Raw genomic sequence first — 17,926 nt, forward strand, 5'->3', positions numbered from 1 at the left:
TATCACGGCAGGTGTGATGGAGATGTTCAAGTTCGGCTTTTTGTTCATCGGTAATGAATATTTTCATAGCGAGGATAATGATCTCCATTTCGGATAAAATCAAGCATCTTCAATGATTACGGGTATATGCAATATCACCAGCAAGGATACCTTTAATCGTCTTTAACGCAGACTCCTCTATCATCCTCTCAATTTGTTTGACAATCCCTTCCCATATATTTTCTTTCGATTGAGGCCAGAATAAACCGACTAAAAAAGATATAGCAGGGCCAACTGAAGGTATAAAAGATATTCCCCCGATGATTGCATTTTTTACAATATCAGTAACATCCCACTCTACTGCACTCGTTTTTACGGCATATTCATTAGCCACAATGGTTCTTATGTCTAAAACATTTTCTGTATGCATAATGGAACCCTTTAATTAAAATGAGATGTTTAAACCAAATTTGCCGTCACATAAGCAACTTTATCCGTATTATTATAGATAACAAATTTACTATAATAAAAAGAGTTATTAGGCACGTTTAACACCTTCTCTTCTCCTAATCCTACATCTATAGAACCAGACTCAAACCATTCAGAGGTAAAACTATGAGACCAGTAAAATTTAGCCGTGACACTATTTGATAGCCCGGTATTTACAACTCTCAGAGATCTTCTGGATTCTGGAATTATTGGTGTATCTATTCTAAATACTTCCACACTAGCATGAGGTGATATAGTCACATCACTCAAAGGACCAACTGCATTTAAGTCTTTATGTACTGGAACAGGGGAATTAGAATAAAACTCTGCTTTCTGCTCATTTGAATCAACAACAATGGTTATTCTAGACATATTTATTTTCCTCATTAAAATTTAAATAAAATTCACTCAACTTACATATAAATATTTTCAAAACACAGTATTACCACTTAATTAAAGATGCTCTTTAACCATTATAGAACCACTATTTCCTTTGAAATTTAATTCCCCAATATATTACATGGACTTTACATACCACAATAACTCACAAGAATATTAAGATATACACACTATAAGTAATGTCATTAATGAAACATATCTAAAGCAAGTCACAATAATACAAAACTATAGCAGATATATAGTTCATGCCAACGCTCTGCTTCAATGAAATTACTATTATTTAAGAGTTGATGGAATTATATGATATATAAAAAACACATATAAAAACATATATAAAAAATTTAAATAGAAATTATTTCCATTACGTTATTAACCTGGATTTATAATATTAATATTAGTTACTGTAGCGCTATATAATTCTATTCTTTATTTTATAAATTTAACTTTATCCAGTGGACTATAATAATTCACCAAATTCATTCACAACGTTAAAATGACAATAAATAAAATAGTCTGGTATCCCAAGAATATATTTCCGTTATATCCGCATCAATAATATTTTTCATTACTAATTGGTTATATCTTCTACAAGATAACGGATGAATATTCTTAAAAACATTCTCTTTCTAATGAAAGAAAATTAAATTAATAGCAAAATAATTTTAACTGTAGATTTTAGCCACTAAAATTATACTGAATACAATTCATTTACCTTTCATTACTCCACCAATAAACTATACCCGTTATCTTTCAAGTTGCCTCTTTGTTGGCTGTACTTCACTCACCCCGGTCACATAATTACCTATGCTCCCGGGGATTCACTCCCTTGCCGTCGCGATGCATCTTGAAATCCATAGGGTATATATTGCTTAAAATATGACGAGAAAACACAGAAAAAATAAGGGCAGATTTCAAAGTATTTGAAACCACACTCGTTGCCCCAATCTCAGATAATACCAAACTTAAAGCACTATTAATGGCGTAATGGCGTCCTCACCTTGGGAAAAACCACCTTCCCAGTACGACGAGGATAATCAACCATCTGAATTCCCTTCCTGTGAAAAAGAATATCTCTCTATCCCCCCAAATACGCATTTCTCACAGCTTCATTAACCAATAATGCAGACCCGCTGTCTTCTAGTACGATCTGACCGTTTTCCAATACATATCCTCGGTCAGCCAATTTCAACGCCTGATTTGCATTCTGTTCAACTAAAAAGATTGTCATCCCCTCTTCCCTCAACTGCTGGATAGTATCGAAAATCTGAATGATAACTATCGGCGCCAATCCCAATGAAGGCTCATCCAACAACAATAACTGTGGCTGACTCATTAAAGCACGGCCAATTGCCAACATTTGCTGTTCACCACCGGACATCGTTCCAGCCCGCTGGTGACGTCTTTCCTGTAAACGCGGAAATAGATCATAAACCCGCTCAATGCGCTGCTGATACTGAGTCTTATCAGCAAAAAAACCGCCCATTGCCAAATTCTCTTCCACTGTCATACGAGCAAACACTCTGCGCCCCTCAGGAACAATCGCAATGTCCTCACGTATAATACGAGATGTCGGCCATTGGGTGATGTCCTTACCACGAAAAATAATAGAACCTTCGGTTGCTCTGGGTTCACTACATAAGGTACTAAGCAATGTTGTTTTTCCTGCGCCATTTGCACCAATCAGAGTGACAATTTCTCCCTGCTGAATATTCAGGCTAACCTGATGCAACACCTGAACTTCCCCATAGTGGGCAGATACCCGCTTAAATTCCAACATAATTAATACACCTCGCCCAGATATGCCCGGATAACATCCGGATTGTTACGAATCTCTTCTGGCCGTCCTTGCGCCAAAGACATTCCCTGATTAACAACATAGATACGATCTGAAATTCCCATCACCAATTTCATATCATGTTCGATTAACAATACAGAAACTTGATGATGTTCCCTCAGTTCAGCAATTAAAGCATTAAGCTCCTCTGTCTCTTTCGGATTCAGCCCCGCAGCAGGTTCATCCAGCATCAAAATTTCCGGACGAGCTACCATACAGCGGGCAATCTCCAAACGCCGTTGCTGACCATATGCCAGATTACCTGCCTGTCTGTTTGCCAGTGGTAACAAGCCAATCCGTTCTAACCAAGTTATCGCCCAATCTACGGCCTTAGATTCTGCCTGGCGGAATGCCGGCGTTTTAAAAAGACCGGCAAAAAGACCTCTTTTCAGATGCTGATGCTGCGCCACTAATAGATTCTCTATCACTGTCATCTCCCGGAACAACCGCACATGCTGGAATGTTCTGATAACGCCCATACGAGCAATAGCCTGCCCAGATAACCCTTCCAGATGTTTTTCCCGCAGCTTTATCGTACCGCTAGTCGGACAGTAAAATCCTGTCAGACAATTAAAGATCGTGGTTTTCCCTGCACCATTAGGGCCAATAAGAGAAACAATTTCCCTCTGATTTAACCTCAGGGCAACGTTGTTAACCGCCAGCAAGCCACCGAAGCGCATGGTCAGATCGGAAACTTGCAATAATGGTGTTGTACTCATGCTTGCTTTCCTCCCTGTACCTGTCGTTCCAATTTAACATGACGGCGTTTTGTCGGTAGCAACCCTTGCGGGCGCCAAATCATCATCAATACCATCATTGCCCCTAGCAGCAACATACTGTAGGCATTCAGATCACGCATCATCTCACGGGAAACCACCAACAAAATGGCCGCTAGAATCACCGCAGTCTGTGAGCCCATCCCTCCGAGTACTACAATTGCCAACACAAAAGCAGATTCAGCAAAAGTGAAGGACTCTGGGCTAACAAAACCCTGCCGGGCAGCAAATAAAGTACCCGCGAAACCGGCAAATGCCGCACTGATAGTAAACGCAGCCAGTTTAATTCGGGTTGGACTTAAACCAAGAGAGCGACAAGCAATCTCATCTTCACGCAGCGCTTCCCATGCACGACCTAATGGCATACGCAGTAGCCGATTAATAATCAATACTGTCAGTATTACCAACAGTAACACCACCAGATAGAGAAAAATGACCCGATCACTTGGATCGTATTTCAAACCAAAGAAGTTGTGGAAAGTATCCCAACCCCCCTCTTTCACACTACGATTAAATTCCAGTCCGAAGAAAGTGGGTTTTGGGATCTGACTGATACCATTCGGACCACCGGTTATTTCAGTATTATTCAACAGTAGAATGCGAACAATTTCACCAAAACCAAGCGTAACAATTGCCAGATAATCACCTCGCAATCGCAATACTGGAAAACCCAACAACAACCCCGATAAAGCAGCCGTTAACCCCGCCAGCGGCAAACTCTGCCAAAATCCTAATCCATAATAGTGACTTAGCAAAGCGTAGGTATAAGCACCGATAGCATAAAAACCTGCATACCCAAGTACCAGCAACCCCGATAAACCAACCACAACATTCAAACCCAGCCCTAGCATGACATAAATTAATGTCAGCGTAGCGATATCAACACTACCACGGGAGACAATAAACGGCCAGATAATTGCAGCAATAATGACCAATATTGCCAGTAACTTTTGTCCTTTGGTTGAGCCATCGAAATCCGGCAATGACCAGCTTTTAATCGGTACTTTCTTCATTATCTGCTGAACAGCCGGACGCAATAATTGGAACAGAAACACAACCGCACAGCCAATACCAATCCATAACCATCGCACTTCATCGGCATGATGGACGACCAACTGCGTACCATCCAGCGATAACTGCATCCCCATCATAAAGACAGACAACACAAATAAAGCGGCTGAGGCGATAATGGCATTCACCCAATTAGCATGTTTCATACCTTTTCCACCTCTGGACGGCCTAAAATCCCAGTCGGCATAAACAACAGCACAACAATGAGCAGAGCAAAGGAAACGGCATCTTTATATTCTGTACTCAGATAAGCAGAAGTTAGGGCTTCAGAAACTCCCAAGATCAAACCACCAATCATCGCCCCCGGGATACTGCCAATTCCTCCCAATACTGCTGCGGTGAAAGCTTTCATGCCTGCCATAAAACCGATATACGGATTTATTACACCGTAGAACTGCCCCAACAAAACACCGGCTATTGCAGCCATTACTGCACCGATAACAAAGGTTAAGGAAATCACTCGGTTAGTATTGATTCCCAACAAACTCGCCATTTTCACATCTTCCGCACAAGCACGGCAGGCACGTCCCATGCGGGAGTAGCGGATAAACATTGTCAGTATCAGCATGGCAAGAAATGTCACTATCCAGATGGTCAGTTGCATTGCGCTAATACTGGCAGAAAATCCATCACTTTCGCCTAATACCCACTGCCCGGTAATCAGGCCAGGCAATGCCAGATCGCGAGAACTTTGTGACAGACTGACATAGTTTTGCAAGAAAATAGACATCCCAATCGCTGAAATCAGGGCAATCAGGCGTTTGGAATGGCGAACTGGCCTGTAAGCTACTCGCTCAATACTCCAACCATAAGCAGCGGCAATGACAATTGATGTTAAAAAAGCAGCAGTAATCAGCAACCAACCCAAATCAATTCCCATCATGATCAGAGCCGCAATGACCATAAAGGAGACATAGCTACCAATCATGTAAATTTCACCATGAGCGAAATTAATCATCCCGATAATGCCGTAAACCATCGTATAGCCAATGGCAATCAATGCATAAGTACTACCCAGAGTCACTCCATTTAACATCTGTTGTAAAAAATAGAGAAATTGCTCCGACATACGTTGTACCTCCGGAATAGCAGCTCCTGACAAACAGGAGCTGACGACCGTTCTGATGACCTTACTTCACAGAAGTAGAAGAACCATCTGCATGCCATTCAAAAATACCGAATTCGAACCCTTTTAGATCGCCAACGGCATTCCAGCTTAGTCTCCCCATTACGGTATCCACTGGATTCGCTTTCAGGTCTTGCACCAAATCAGTCGGTTCCATACTACCGGTACGGTTCATTGCCGCAGCCAGAGATTGCAGAGCAGCATAGGTGGTCCAGACAAACGGACCTGTCGGATCGCCTTTCTTTCCTTTGATCGCTTCAACAATAGCTTTATTCACCGGTACCTGATCGTAACGCTTAGGTAATGTGACTAGCATGCCTTCAGAAGCGACTCCGGCGATATTGGATAGCGAGGAGTTACCTACACCTTCCGGTCCCATAAAGCGAATATTCAGACCAGCCTGTTTAGCCTGACGCAGAATTTGCCCCATTTCAGGGTAATAACCACCAAAATAGACAAAATCCACATTCTCTTTTTTCAGGCGGGCAACCAGAGCCGAAAAGTCTTTGTCACCAGCAGTAACGCCTTCAAACAAGACAATATTGGCTCCCGCTTTTTTCAATTTATCAAGAACAGATCGAGCCAACCCTTCACCGTATTGCTGTTTATCGTGAACAATCGCTATATGCTGAGGTTTAATCTTTTCAGCAATATATTTTGCTGCCGTTGGCCCCTGATCAGAATCCAACCCGGTCGTACGCAGAATCATCTGGTAGCCACGAGTTGTCAAATTGGCATTGGTTGCCGCGGGTGTAATCATAATGACGCCTTCATCTTCGTAGATATCAGATGCCGGTTGAGTGGATGAAGAGCATAAGTGGCCGATAACATAACGAATGTTATCATTAATCACTTTATTAGCGACGGCCACCGCCTGTTTCGGGTCACACGCATCATCATATTCAACCCCCACCAGCTTATTACCATTAATACCACCATGAGCATTGATATCTGCAATCGCCTGACGTGCGCCAGTAAATTCCATATCACCATATTGAGCAACTGGACCAGACATTGCTCCTACAATCGCCACTTTGATCTCTTGTGCCCACAGTGAGTGACTCATCATCATGGCAATACAGCCTGCTAATAGCGTTTTACCTGCTATGATTTTCATTTTATTTATCCCCTGTTGTGATTGGTCTAATTTATTGTGTTTACCTTTTAGATCTCCGATTATCTAATGGGATAACCGTGATCTTTTGTGATCACTGATTAGATAAAGTAATTTTTATTAATAAAATTTTATTTTTCATGTTATTAAAATAGCATTTCATGCTTAAAATCAAATTAACAAGGTAGCTAAAAGCATTAATTACAGAATAAAATACCGCCAAAGTTGATTGGAATTTAGACAAAACATAGTGTGATGTTCTGGTTAAATATTAGTAAAGCAATCTTTAACTCGAAAGATCGACCATGTTAAAAACATTTTTCCAGTAACGTATAAAAGCGGTTACATAACACTCCATTGAAAATTGATATGGGAAAACCATGAAGCTAACTATTGAACAACTTACTGTTTTGTCAGCACAAGATATTATTGATCTAAAGAAAATCTGGCCTCAACAGGCTCCAGAGCAATGGCAAAGTTGGTTAAAAAATGAAAATAAACTGTTCGCTGCTCGTTTTAATGATAGATTACTGGCCGCAATAAAAGTGACTTTCAGTGATCAATCCGGCCTGCTTAAAGATTTATGTGTCCGTGAAATAACACGCCGCCGGGGAGTGGGTTTATATTTGATAAATGAAATAAAAGCTCAGCATCCCACTGTTAATCAATGGAAGTTAAGCCTTGAAGGGTTCTCAGATGCTAACGAACCGGCATTAAAAGGTTTTATGAGCGCCTGTAGTTTTTACTACGATACCAAGTCAAATTCTTATTCTAGCTGACCCATTTTCCAGACCGCAGCCACATTGCGGGCAGTTACCCTCAAATTCTCATGCCCGCAAACAAGAGCGTCAGAAAGAGAACAGATGCCGGGCATAATTGAGAAAACGGCATCCAATCCATGCTCATGAACGATGCTATAGTCCTGACTTATACTGCCAACCAATGCAATGGTTGAAATAGCATACTTTTTGGCGATACGAGCAACACCAATCGGCGTTTTACCGTAAATAGTCTGGCTGTCTATTCGGCCTTCACCCGTAATAACCAGATCAGCGCCTTGTACTACCTTTGCCAATTCCAGTGTGGAGATAACAATATCAATTCCCGGTTGCAATTTAGCGTCCAGCCAACCAAGTAAAGGAACACCCATTCCCCCAGCGGCTCCTGCACCGGGTACGTCAATAACCTTAATGCCGGTCAGTAATTCAATTTTTTCACCATAATGGCGCAGAGCTGCATCTAATTCTTTCACCATCTCTGGTGTCGCCCCTTTCTGTGGCCCGAAAATGGCAGATGCACCAAACTCACCACATAACGGGTTAATTACATCACAGGCAACGATAATTTCAGTTCGATTCAAACGCGCGTCCAAACCGGAAAGATCAATTTTAGCAAGCCGACTTAACGCAGCCCCGCCAAGCCCCAACGCTTTACCATCAGAATCAAGCAAACAGGCCCCCAACGCCTGCATCATACCGGCACCGCCATCATTAGTCGCACTACCGCCAATACCTAAAATTATCTTTCTGACACCTTGATCCAAAGCAGCCAACATCAGCTCACCGGTACCATAAGTCGTAGTTATCAACGGATTACGCTTTTCCATCGGCACCAAATGTAAGCCAGAAGCCGCAGCCATTTCAATAACAGCGGTTTCTCCATCACCTAGCACGCCAAAAAAACTATCCACCGGCTGATTTAACGGACCGGTGACCGACAGACGTACAATCTTTCCTCCAGTAGCTGCTACCATCGATTCAACTGTCCCTTCTCCTCCATCTGCCATCGGCAATTTAATGTATTCAGCTTGTGGATAGATTTCACGAAATCCTTGTTCTATCGCTTCAGCGGCCTGTAAGGCGCTGAGACTTTCTTTAAATGAATCAGGCGCAATAACAATTTTCATAGGATTAGATGACAACAATGAAAAATGAAACAAAAAAGGCGATAAACCATTATCGCCTTTTTTAATTATGAATGCGTTAACGCAAAATCACTCTATTTATGCCTCAATTGCCACACGCAATTTTTTCATGGCATTCTTTTCAAGCTGACGTACACGCTCCGCAGAAACACCATACTTATCCGCCAACTCTTGCAGGGTAGATTTATTATCATCATCTAACCAGCGGCAACGGATAATATCCTGACTGCGCTCGTCTAAGCTTTCTATCGCTACCGATAATTTATCAGCCGCATGGTTTTCCCAATTGTCCTCTTCAATGCCGTCTGCAAAATCAGAAGCTTTATCTTGAAGATACAGCACTGGCGCAACCGGTTGACCTTCCTGGCTATCATCATCGGCAGACATATCAAACGCCATATCTTGCGCTGACATACGAGATTCCATCTCACGCACATCTTTACTGGTCACACCAAGTTCTTTGGCGACCATTTCTACTTCGTCCTGATTGAACCACCCTAAGCGCTGTTTAGTTTTACGCAAATTAAAGAACAGCTTACGCTGCGCTTTAGTTGTTGCAACTTTAACAATACGCCAGTTACGCAGTACATATTCATGGATTTCAGCTTTAATCCAGTGAACGGCAAAAGAAACCAGACGCACCCCTACTTCCGGGTTAAAACGACGTACTGCTTTCATCAGGCCAATATTCCCTTCCTGAATTAAATCCGCCTGAGGTAGCCCATAACCAGCATAGCTACGAGCGACATGAACAACGAAGCGCAGATGAGACAGAATCAGCTTCTTAGCTGCATCCAGATCTCCCTGGTAATGCAGCCTTTCAGCCAGTTCCTTCTCTTCCTCTGCTGTCAGCATTGGATAGGTATTAGAGGCACGGACATAGCCCTCTAGGCTTCCTTGAGGAACTAACGCTAAGGTTTGCATTTCTTTGGCCATTCAAATCCTCTCAAATAAGGCTCAAATCGTTAGTATGGATTAGATTACATCTGTGTATATGAACCAACGTTCAACATACAGCGGTACAGTCTATCACCAGAATGTGCATATTCAAGCTACAGATCCGTGGAAAAGTAATAATTTTAGCACCGACCATCCCTATAATGGGATCGCAGAACAAAAAATAACAGATAGTTTTATATTTATGCAATTAACTTTATTTGTACTATCCCCGATAAATATTAACTCCATCCCACAAAAGTATCCGCTAGGTTCACTGGGAAAGTACAAGCACCTTTTTAATTAATTCTATATAGCAGAAAATCGTGATTTTGGATTTAAGTCAATGAATAAGAAACTTTTACCTTAGGAAAAAAAGAGATGGTTATCGCGTTGTCAGGCTGATTTCGCTCAGCCTGTTGAGAAAATTACCGTTTTATTCTGGCGTAAAATGACGCAAATGCTGAGTTGTCGCCAACCAAGCAGCGACCCAACCAATCATTGCAGAGAGCAAAACTAATAGCAGGGACTCATCCCATGAAAGCCCATGTAAATTAAATGTCGTACCAAACACGCTGGCAACCTCTGTTACAACATCAGAAAGTTTCCACACCAATAGTGCAGATAAAATTAACGATAAAATTGCCCCCAAAGCCCCTAGCAACACACCACCATTGAGGAATGGGCGCAAAATAAAGCCATCCGTTGCACCAATAAGCTTCATCACGTTAATCGTATCACGATGACTGAAAATACTGAGACGCACACTATTACCGATGACCAAAAACAGCGCAACGATCATCAAAATACCGATTACTGTCACAATCTGACCGATAAGACCAGTCAGCGCCGCCAGACGGGCAAACCAGCTATCATCCATCCGAACTTCTTCAATACCTTTAACCTGAGAAACTCTATCACGCAGCGTGGTCAGCGTCTGTGAACTCTGAAAATCGATTTTCGGTGTGATAATAGCCACCGCGGGCAACGGATTCTCTTCCAACATATCCAACGCGCCACCAAAGCCAGACCAAGCGCGGAATTCTGTCATTGCTTCCTGACGTGAGAGATAGTTGACATTGTCCACACCATCAAGCGCTTTCAACTCACTTATTAATTTCTGCGCACTGCTATCATCCAGTGATTTATCGAGATATACCGTCAGTTGAGGGGTGGGATACCATTTTTCCGCAGCTTGGCTGACATTCTTCCACACAATGTAACAAACACTTGGTAATGTCAGGGAGATAGCAATCACCATCACGGTCAACAAAGTTGCCAACGGCTGACGTGACATATCTGTCAACGTATTCATCCAAGCATAGCGCCACTGCTCACGCCATCCTCCTTGTAAAACTTTACTTCTCGATCGTGTTACTTTCCCCGCTGCCTTACGCACATTTTTAACCATGATACTCTCCCGCCATACGGCCCTGGCTCAGAGTCAGGATACGATATTTCCGTCTTTCAATCAGTGCCATATCATGGGTCGCCATCAGCACTGTCACCCCTACCCGATTAAATTCTTCAAACAGTCGTAAAATACCTTCTGACAACTCACCATCCAGATTACCGGTAGGTTCATCCGCCAATAAAACAGTCGGCTTATTCACAACCGCACGAGCAATACCAACTCGTTGTTGTTCTCCCCCTGAAAGCTGAATTGGGAAATTTTTCGCTTTGTCCAGCAGACCAACCTTATCCAGAGCCGCGGAAGTCCGACGACGGATATCTTCAGAACTTGCACCTGAAATAATCAGCGGCATTGCCACATTATCGTATACGGTCCGATCCAGCAGCAGATGATGATCTTGGAAAATCATACCAATCTGACGACGTAGAAAAGGTACCTCACGGCTTTTTAACCGACTGATATCATGACCGGCAAACCAGATATGTCCGGCGCTAGGCCGCTCAATGCCACAGATGAGTTTCAGCAAGGTACTTTTACCTGCCCCTGAGTGACCCATTAGAAATGCCATTTCCGCAGGGCGCAAATGAAAATCCACCCCTTGCAGGGCTTGCCGTCCCCCCAGATAAGCTTTACTGACCTGTTCAAAGCGAATCATAGGTAATTAATCCTCTCGGGCAAAAAGTGCCTCTATAAAGTCGTCTGCCTTAAATGGCCGTAGATCTTCAATTCCTTCACCAACCCCAATATAACGAATAGGAATTTCAAACTGATCAGCAATGGCGAAAATTACCCCACCTTTGGCAGTACCATCCAATTTTGTCAATGAGATGCCTGTCAACCCAACGGCTTCATGGAACAGTTTAGCCTGACTTATCGCATTCTGACCGGTACTCGCATCCAATATCAGCATAATTTCATGTGGAGCATTTTCGTCCAGTTTTTTCATCACTCGGACAATCTTCTTCAATTCTTCCATCAGATGAGATTTATTTTGCAAACGACCCGCGGTATCTGCAATCAGGACATCGACACTTTTGGCTTTAGCTGACTGAATAGCATCGAAAATCACGGAAGCAGGATCTGCGCCAGTATGTTGCGCCACTACCGGAATATGGTTACGTTCCCCCCACACCTGTAGCTGTTCAACGGCGGCTGCACGGAAAGTATCCCCGGCTGCCAGCATGACAGATTTACCTTGTGCCTGAAATTGACGAGCCAATTTACCAATTGTCGTGGTTTTTCCCACACCATTTACACCAACCATCAGAATGACATACGGCGTTTTTCCTTCAATGTCCAGAGGCTTATTCACTTTAGTCAGAATACCAGACATCTCTTCTTTCAGTTTGGCATATAACGCTTCTGCATCTTTTAGCTCTTTACGACTGGCATGTTCTGTCAAACTGCTAATGATTTTACGAGTAGTATCGACACCAACATCAGCAATCAATAACTGCTCTTCCAATTCATCAAACAGGTCATCATCGATCTTTTTACCACTGAATAGACTAAGAAAACCGGACCCTAAATTCTGACGAGTTTTAACCAAACTGCGTTTCAAGCGGGAGAAAAAGCCCTCTTTAGTCGGACGCTCTTGCTCTTTTGATATAACTGGCTGTTCGGTTTGTACTTGTTCTGCCTGCTCTGCCGCCAACCTTGAAGCTTCCTCAGCAACACGCTGTTGTTCTGCCTGCTCTGCCGCCAATCTTGCGGCTTCCTCTGCAACACGCTGTTGTTCTGCCTGCTCCGCTGCCAATCTTGCAGCTTCCTCTGCAACACGTTGCTGTTCTGCCTGCTCTGCCGCCAATCTTGCAGCTTCCTCAGCAACACGCTGCTGTTCTGCCTGCTCTGCCGCCAATCTTGCAGCTTCCTCAGCAACACGCTGCTGTTCTGCCTGCTCTGCCGCCAATCTTGCAGCTTCCTCAGCAACACGCTGCTGTTCTGCCTGCTCCACTGCTAATTGCTCTTCTTTTTGCTGTTCTTCCTGACGGCCACGCCCGAACCAGGAGAAAAAGCCTCTTTTTTTCTCTTTTGCCATTAGCCACTACACTCCTCAAGGTTAAATCATGGCGTTACAACAGGGAATAATAACGAAATTTAGAAGCATTCTAACATTTTCGTAATAGCTCAACACATATCAATCATAAATTTCATGGTAAATTAGTGCCTGTAAGTCTTAACAACTATTACGCAAATTATGGCAAAGAAACCACAACGGCAATCGATGGGACAAATCCGCATTATTGGCGGAAAATGGCGAGGTCGAAAATTACCTGTACCGGATAGTCCAGGATTACGTCCAACGACAGATCGCGTCAGAGAGACGCTATTTAACTGGCTAGCCCCGATTATCCAAGAAGCACACTGCCTGGATTGCTATGCAGGAAGCGGAGCGCTTGGATTAGAGGCACTTTCCCGTTATGCAGCACAGGTTACCCTGATTGAATATGAACATAATATAGCTAAACAACTTTCCGCTAATTTGGATCTGCTCAATGCCCAAAATGCCAAAGTCATTAACGACAGTGCATTAACCTATTTATCTCAACCAGGAACATCCTACGAGGTCGTTTTCCTTGATCCTCCTTTTCGTAAAGGAATGCTTAGCGAAACCATAAAATTGTTGGAAGAACAAAATTGGCTGGCAGATGAAAGCTGGATTTATGTTGAGGCTGAATCCGAATCAACGGCGATTGATGTCCCTGTTAACTGGCAACTTCATCGTGAAAAAGTCGCCGGACAAGTCGCATACCGGCTCTATATCCGTTACTTACCTGCATAACGATTACTTTGGAGTACACACTAATGCTTATTCAATTGGGCAAACTGTTAATGATCTGCGTTTGGGGATTTCTGATCTTTAACCTGATCCATCCATTTCCAAAACCATTGAAGTATTTTATGGATATCGCCATGATTTTCATGGTGGTCATGCATGCATTTCAAATGCTGCTTCTAAAAGCCAGTCAGCCCAAAGACCAAAAACTCTCTAGCCTGATACAAACCAAGATCTTCTTTTTTGGTGTCTTTGAACTACTGTCAATGCAGAAAAAACAACGGAAAGAGAAAAGTCATCACCCAAAATAGTGGGCATGGGCAGCGCACATAAGCACCCGAAAAATACATACAATTATGTGAGGAATGATTCATTTCATTCCTCGTATTCAAAAGCTGTCACGTTTATCTGAGCATGGCTTCGTACTCCTTTCTTTGTTGAACAGATCAATAACCGGATCAACATTTCTTAATTCACTGCCTATTTCCGCACAGATACTTAAACCAATCTCTATTATTTAAGTCTATATTTTGATAGTAAAAGAGTAGACCCCTTATCCATCACTTATTTAAGGAACAAAGATGAGCTGGCCATTTATTGCAGTATTTCTTTCTGGTTGGTTGTATGTTGATGCAGCTTACCGTGGCCCAAACTGGCAAAGATGGCTATTCAGGCCAGTCACTCTGCTATTGTTGTTATTGTGGGCATGGCAAGCGCCTGAGCTGCATATTTCAGGTTATCTAATCTGTTTTGGGTTATTTACTGCTTTAATATCAGATGCTCTGCGCATGCTCCCCAGTAAGTATTCACTATTCTCTCTAAGCACATTATTCCTCTGTTATCTGCTCTACACGATAAGCTTTGTCATGCAGATGAATTTCAGTTTCTTCTTCCCGCTGCCATTAATTTTACTGGTTCTTGGCTCCATTATTCTGCTGGTTATTTGGAATAAACTGGAAGAAAGGCGCTGGCTGGTCGTTGCCTCAGTTGTCATGCTCCTGATAATGGTGTGGATGGCAGGTGAACAATACTTCTCCCTTAATACAGCGTATGGTTTCTCCCTGTTAGCTGGCACTGTCTTGTTGTTACTGTCACATAGTGTCTGGTTGATTAACCATTACCGTTTCCAGTTCAAATCTTCTAAAGCGATTGTGGCAACCTGTTATTTTATCGGCCATTTTTTGATTATTCGTTCTATTTATCTTTAATAAAAAGACTAAGTTGAAAATGGATATCAGCACTCAATCGTACAATTTAACAACTTTATTTTTTCTTTTTATTGACTCTGGAGTAGGCTCCAAAGTGTAGAGTTTAATCATTATCTTTGAGTTAACTCTATTCAGGGGGAGTCCATGTACTCAAATTCAAACAAAAATAGTGCTCATCAACATAACCACCAGCATGGAAGCTGCTGCGCGACGACGACTTGTTCAGATCAGGCTAAACAAGTTAGTGAACATTTACATCATCATGAACATGAACATGGTAAGGCTTGCTCACATAAGCATCACCCTTCCCATGATACACAGGAGACACAAGCACCTGAGCTTTTGGCAAACCAACGTTTCAGTTGGGTGGTTAATGGTATGGATTGTCCAAGTTGTGCCCGCAAAATTGAAACCGCGGTCAGCAAAATTGCAGAAGTGAAACAAGCCAAGGTTCTATTCGCAACAGAAAAACTAGTTGTGGATGCAGATACAGATATACGTTCAGCGGTTATTCAAGCCGTTAATCAGGCTGGATTTACTCTACGCAATTCCGATTCAAGTCAGAAAGCAGAAAAAAGCAGCCGCTGGAAAGAATTTGCACCAATCATCACTCTTTCACTGATGATGCTGATAAGTTGGGGAATCTCTCACATCAATCCCTCATTTGGCCGTATTGCCTTTATCATCACCACCGTGATTGGATTGGTACCTATTGTTACCAAAGCCTGGCAGCTCATACGATCAGGCACGCCATTCGCCATTGAAACATTAATGAGTGTTGCTGCCATAGGTGCACTGTTTATTGATGCCACCGCTGAAGCAGCAATGGTACTACTGCTGTTTATGCTTGGTGAAATGCTGGAATCTTATGCTGCCGGCCGTGCTCGTCGAGGGGTGAGTGCATTAATGGCATTGGTGCCGGAAGAGGCACTACTGGTAAAAAGCGGTGAGAAAAAAATTGTTCCAGTTTCAGACCTTCGCCCTGGCGATATTATCGAAATTGCTCCAGGCGGACGTTTACCCACTGATGCCGAATTACTCAATTCATTCGCCAGCTTTGATGAAAGTGCGCTGACAGGCGAATCTATTCCGGTTGAACGAATGCAGGGAGAAAAAGTTCCGGCAGGTTGTTTATCCGTGGATCGTGCAATCCAAATGAAAGTGCTGTCCGAACAGGGCAACAATGCCATTGACCGTATTCTGCAACTGATTGAAGAAGCCGAAGAACGCCGTGCGCCGATTGAACGCTTCATTGACCGCTTTAGCCGAATTTACACGCCACTGATTATGCTGTTCTCTGCGTTGGTTATCATCATTCCACCGACTGTATTCAGCCAACCTTGGGAAACATGGATCTACCGTGGTCTTACTTTGCTACTGATCGGTTGCCCTTGTGCTTTGGTGATTTCCACACCCGCCGCCATTACCTCTGCCCTTGCAACAGCAACCCGCCGAGGTGCATTGATTAAAGGTGGTGCGGCGCTGGAACAATTGGGACTCATCACCACTATCGCTTTTGATAAAACCGGTACGCTGACCGCCGGTAAACCACAAGTCACAGATATACAACCAGCAGAAAATATCAGCGAATCTCAGTTATTAGCTTTGGCTTCCGCAGTAGAAAGCGGCTCCCACCACCCACTGGCTAAAGCCATTTTGCAATGCGCAGAAAGTAAAAACGTTAATATTACCGAAGCCGAACACCGTAAAGCGCTGGCAGGGGTTGGTGTTGAAGGTCAGTTAAACGATAAACGTATTCTTGTCAGCGCGCCCGGAAAACTGCCAGCAAACACGTTATCTGATCGTTGGAAACAAAAAATTGTTCAGTTAGAAGATTGCGGTAAAACCGTTGTTGCCGTGATGCATGATGAACAATTTGCCGGCCTTATCGCGATGCAAGATACGTTACGTCAAGATGCCATTGATGCTATCCGTTTACTGAAAGATCAAGGTATTAAATCAGTGATGTTGACGGGGGATAACCCACGTGCAGCAACTGCAATTGCCGGTCAGTTAGGAATAGATTTCCGCGCCGGGTTAATGCCGGAAGATAAAGTCAAAGCGGTCATTGCATTGAATAAAGATCACAGCACAATGATGGTTGGTGACGGCATCAACGACGCACCCGCAATGAAAGCTTCCAGTATCGGTGTCGCAATGGGAAGCGGTACCGATGTCGCTCTGGAAACCGCAGATGCAGCATTGACTCACAACCGTCTGACCGGTTTGTCGGAAATCATCACCCTTTCCCGCGCAACGCACAATAATATCCGCCAAAACATTGCTATTGCATTGGGGCTAAAAGGGATCTTCCTTGTTACCAGCCTATTGGGTATCACAGGCTTGTGGATGGCAGTACTGGCAGATTCTGGCGCAACCGCTCTTGTGACGGCAAACGCGGTAAGGTTATTGAGGATTAAACTGAAATAATGAAAATCGTCTAGCTATTTAAGGATATGAGTCTTATTCGCGGCTCATATCCTGTGCCATAGTAAGATAAATTCAGTGGTGAAAGCCCATTAACGTTCGAAGACATGGTAAAAAGCAAAAACGTTCATTTCTCAACTTAGCTGTTATATTCAGAGTTGACTCTCTTTTTTCCGAACCAGATAGCGATAAGGCATTTGTTCTGTTTCTTGAGCAACCAGTTGATGCTCCATAAAACGGCAGAAACTGGGAATATCACGCGTAGTTGCCGGATCGTCAGCAAGAATTAATAACATCTGCCCTGCTTCCATATGACGCACAGTTTTCCGTACCATCATCACCGGTTCAGGACAGCGAAGCCCTTGTGTATCAAGGGTTTTGTCTGGATGAGTAAACACATCGGGCATAACTTATCTCTACTTCAGTCAGTCTATTAGACCGAATTATATTATA

18 protein-coding genes are annotated in these 17,926 nt (G+C 43.1%); 5 read left to right on the forward strand and 13 right to left on the reverse strand.

Annotation, left to right across the window (positions count from 1 at the left end; translation table 11 throughout):
• Positions 1-109: 109 nt before the first annotated feature.
• The 7 genes from AACQ38_RS00005 to AACQ38_RS00035 all read right to left on the reverse strand — a co-directional run bounded on the left by AACQ38_RS00005 (position 110) and on the right by AACQ38_RS00035 (position 6,791).
• Positions 110-409: a hypothetical protein gene (locus tag AACQ38_RS00005; protein WP_242685489.1), complete on the reverse strand. Its 300-nt coding sequence runs from the start codon at positions 407-409 to the stop codon at positions 110-112.
• 29 nt (positions 410-438) lie between these two features.
• A complete protein-coding gene (locus tag AACQ38_RS00010) occupies positions 439-840 on the reverse strand; it encodes a hypothetical protein (RefSeq protein ID WP_165577111.1) in 402 nt (133 codons plus the stop codon).
• Positions 841-1,942: 1,102 nt separating this feature from the next.
• The gene (gene livF, locus AACQ38_RS00015) at positions 1,943-2,644 is read right to left on the reverse strand and encodes a high-affinity branched-chain amino acid ABC transporter ATP-binding protein LivF (protein WP_165577112.1); all 702 of its coding nucleotides are present in this window, start codon (positions 2,642-2,644) and stop codon (positions 1,943-1,945) included.
• A gap of 2 nt (positions 2,645-2,646) precedes the next feature.
• Positions 2,647-3,420, reverse strand: a complete 774-nt coding sequence (gene livG / locus AACQ38_RS00020) for a high-affinity branched-chain amino acid ABC transporter ATP-binding protein LivG (protein ID WP_011148216.1) — start codon at positions 3,418-3,420, stop codon at positions 2,647-2,649.
• On the reverse strand, positions 3,417-4,694 hold the full coding sequence (locus tag AACQ38_RS00025) for a high-affinity branched-chain amino acid ABC transporter permease LivM (RefSeq protein WP_011148217.1): 1,278 nt from the start codon (positions 4,692-4,694) through the stop codon (positions 3,417-3,419). The genes livG and AACQ38_RS00025 overlap by 4 nt, the downstream gene beginning before the upstream one ends.
• Complete coding sequence (gene livH / locus AACQ38_RS00030) at positions 4,691-5,617, reverse strand: high-affinity branched-chain amino acid ABC transporter permease LivH (RefSeq protein ID WP_165577113.1); 927 nt, start codon at positions 5,615-5,617, stop codon at positions 4,691-4,693. The genes AACQ38_RS00025 and livH overlap by 4 nt, the downstream gene beginning before the upstream one ends.
• A 61-nt stretch (positions 5,618-5,678) precedes the next feature.
• Positions 5,679-6,791 carry a branched-chain amino acid ABC transporter substrate-binding protein gene (locus tag AACQ38_RS00035; RefSeq protein WP_011148219.1) on the reverse strand — a complete coding sequence of 371 codons (1,113 nt, stop codon included), beginning with the start codon at positions 6,789-6,791 and terminating at the stop codon, positions 5,679-5,681.
• A gap of 377 nt (positions 6,792-7,168) precedes the next feature.
• Between AACQ38_RS00035 and panM the strand changes: the two genes are divergently transcribed.
• Positions 7,169-7,567, forward strand: a complete 399-nt coding sequence (gene panM, locus AACQ38_RS00040) for an aspartate 1-decarboxylase autocleavage activator PanM (protein WP_165577114.1) — start codon at positions 7,169-7,171, stop codon at positions 7,565-7,567.
• Here the strand turns inward: panM and AACQ38_RS00045 are convergent.
• The 5 genes from AACQ38_RS00045 to ftsY all read right to left on the reverse strand — a co-directional run bounded on the left by AACQ38_RS00045 (position 7,555) and on the right by ftsY (position 13,100).
• On the reverse strand, positions 7,555-8,694 hold the full coding sequence (locus AACQ38_RS00045) for a glycerate kinase (protein WP_165577258.1): 1,140 nt from the start codon (positions 8,692-8,694) through the stop codon (positions 7,555-7,557). The two genes, panM and AACQ38_RS00045, sit on opposite strands and share 13 nt — an antisense overlap.
• Before the next feature lie 96 nt (positions 8,695-8,790).
• Positions 8,791-9,648, reverse strand: coding sequence for an RNA polymerase sigma factor RpoH (rpoH, locus tag AACQ38_RS00050; protein ID WP_011148222.1), 858 nt, complete (start codon positions 9,646-9,648; stop codon positions 8,791-8,793).
• Between the two features lie 436 nt (positions 9,649-10,084).
• Positions 10,085-11,059: a permease-like cell division protein FtsX gene (gene ftsX / locus AACQ38_RS00055; protein ID WP_011148223.1), complete on the reverse strand. Its 975-nt coding sequence runs from the start codon at positions 11,057-11,059 to the stop codon at positions 10,085-10,087.
• Positions 11,052-11,717 carry a cell division ATP-binding protein FtsE gene (ftsE, locus tag AACQ38_RS00060; RefSeq protein ID WP_058589814.1) on the reverse strand — a complete coding sequence of 222 codons (666 nt, stop codon included), beginning with the start codon at positions 11,715-11,717 and terminating at the stop codon, positions 11,052-11,054. Before ftsE ends, ftsX begins: the two co-directional genes overlap by 8 nt.
• A gap of 6 nt (positions 11,718-11,723) precedes the next feature.
• Positions 11,724-13,100 carry a signal recognition particle-docking protein FtsY gene (gene ftsY, locus AACQ38_RS00065; protein WP_165577115.1) on the reverse strand — a complete coding sequence of 459 codons (1,377 nt, stop codon included), beginning with the start codon at positions 13,098-13,100 and terminating at the stop codon, positions 11,724-11,726.
• Between the two features lie 159 nt (positions 13,101-13,259).
• Here ftsY and rsmD point away from each other — a divergent pair, with 159 nt between their 5' ends.
• The 4 genes from rsmD to AACQ38_RS00085 all read left to right on the forward strand — a co-directional run bounded on the left by rsmD (position 13,260) and on the right by AACQ38_RS00085 (position 17,476).
• A complete protein-coding gene (gene rsmD / locus AACQ38_RS00070; protein WP_165577116.1) occupies positions 13,260-13,844 on the forward strand; it encodes a 16S rRNA (guanine(966)-N(2))-methyltransferase in 585 nt (194 codons plus the stop codon).
• A gap of 23 nt (positions 13,845-13,867) precedes the next feature.
• Positions 13,868-14,149, forward strand: coding sequence for a DUF1145 family protein (locus tag AACQ38_RS00075; protein ID WP_011148227.1), 282 nt, complete (start codon positions 13,868-13,870; stop codon positions 14,147-14,149).
• A 270-nt stretch (positions 14,150-14,419) separates the two neighbouring features.
• On the forward strand, positions 14,420-15,046 hold the full coding sequence (locus AACQ38_RS00080) for a lysoplasmalogenase (RefSeq protein ID WP_058589136.1): 627 nt from the start codon (positions 14,420-14,422) through the stop codon (positions 15,044-15,046).
• A gap of 144 nt (positions 15,047-15,190) precedes the next feature.
• Entirely contained in the window at positions 15,191-17,476 is a 2,286-nt protein-coding gene (locus AACQ38_RS00085) for a zinc/cadmium/mercury/lead-transporting ATPase (RefSeq protein ID WP_165577117.1), read from the forward strand.
• Between the two features lie 149 nt (positions 17,477-17,625).
• Here AACQ38_RS00085 and tusA read toward each other — a convergent pair whose 3' ends face one another.
• Positions 17,626-17,880: a sulfurtransferase TusA gene (tusA, locus tag AACQ38_RS00090; RefSeq protein WP_011148230.1), complete on the reverse strand. Its 255-nt coding sequence runs from the start codon at positions 17,878-17,880 to the stop codon at positions 17,626-17,628.
• Positions 17,881-17,926: the final 46 nt, after the last annotated feature.

The sequence above is a fragment of the Photorhabdus sp. RW14-46 genome (assembly GCF_963887965.1).
GTDB classification, from domain to species: domain Bacteria; phylum Pseudomonadota; class Gammaproteobacteria; order Enterobacterales; family Enterobacteriaceae; genus Photorhabdus; species Photorhabdus laumondii.

What these genes read in the sequence shown, in the direction of transcription:
- ftsY (WP_165577115.1), bottom strand. Translation starts at nt 13,100, where the DNA reads ATGGCAAAAGAGAAAAAAAGAGGCTTTTTCTCCTGGTTCGGGCGTGGC.
- AACQ38_RS00025 (WP_011148217.1), bottom strand. Translation starts at nt 4,694, where the DNA reads ATGAAACATGCTAATTGGGTGAATGCCATTATCGCCTCAGCCGCTTTA.
- AACQ38_RS00045 (WP_165577258.1), bottom strand. Translation starts at nt 8,694, where the DNA reads ATGAAAATTGTTATTGCGCCTGATTCATTTAAAGAAAGTCTCAGCGCC.
- AACQ38_RS00010 (WP_165577111.1), bottom strand. Translation starts at nt 840, where the DNA reads ATGTCTAGAATAACCATTGTTGTTGATTCAAATGAGCAGAAAGCAGAG.
- ftsX (WP_011148223.1), bottom strand. Translation starts at nt 11,059, where the DNA reads ATGGTTAAAAATGTGCGTAAGGCAGCGGGGAAAGTAACACGATCGAGA.
- AACQ38_RS00085 (WP_165577117.1), top strand. Translation starts at nt 15,191, where the DNA reads ATGTACTCAAATTCAAACAAAAATAGTGCTCATCAACATAACCACCAG.
- panM (WP_165577114.1), top strand. Translation starts at nt 7,169, where the DNA reads ATGAAGCTAACTATTGAACAACTTACTGTTTTGTCAGCACAAGATATT.
- AACQ38_RS00080 (WP_058589136.1), top strand. Translation starts at nt 14,420, where the DNA reads ATGAGCTGGCCATTTATTGCAGTATTTCTTTCTGGTTGGTTGTATGTT.
- ftsE (WP_058589814.1), bottom strand. Translation starts at nt 11,717, where the DNA reads ATGATTCGCTTTGAACAGGTCAGTAAAGCTTATCTGGGGGGACGGCAA.
- rsmD (WP_165577116.1), top strand. Translation starts at nt 13,260, where the DNA reads ATGGCAAAGAAACCACAACGGCAATCGATGGGACAAATCCGCATTATT.
- tusA (WP_011148230.1), bottom strand. Translation starts at nt 17,880, where the DNA reads ATGCCCGATGTGTTTACTCATCCAGACAAAACCCTTGATACACAAGGG.
- AACQ38_RS00035 (WP_011148219.1), bottom strand. Translation starts at nt 6,791, where the DNA reads ATGAAAATCATAGCAGGTAAAACGCTATTAGCAGGCTGTATTGCCATG.
- AACQ38_RS00005 (WP_242685489.1), bottom strand. Translation starts at nt 409, where the DNA reads ATGCATACAGAAAATGTTTTAGACATAAGAACCATTGTGGCTAATGAA.
- livG (WP_011148216.1), bottom strand. Translation starts at nt 3,420, where the DNA reads ATGAGTACAACACCATTATTGCAAGTTTCCGATCTGACCATGCGCTTC.
- AACQ38_RS00075 (WP_011148227.1), top strand. Translation starts at nt 13,868, where the DNA reads ATGCTTATTCAATTGGGCAAACTGTTAATGATCTGCGTTTGGGGATTT.
- rpoH (WP_011148222.1), bottom strand. Translation starts at nt 9,648, where the DNA reads ATGGCCAAAGAAATGCAAACCTTAGCGTTAGTTCCTCAAGGAAGCCTA.
- livH (WP_165577113.1), bottom strand. Translation starts at nt 5,617, where the DNA reads ATGTCGGAGCAATTTCTCTATTTTTTACAACAGATGTTAAATGGAGTG.
- livF (WP_165577112.1), bottom strand. Translation starts at nt 2,644, where the DNA reads ATGTTGGAATTTAAGCGGGTATCTGCCCACTATGGGGAAGTTCAGGTG.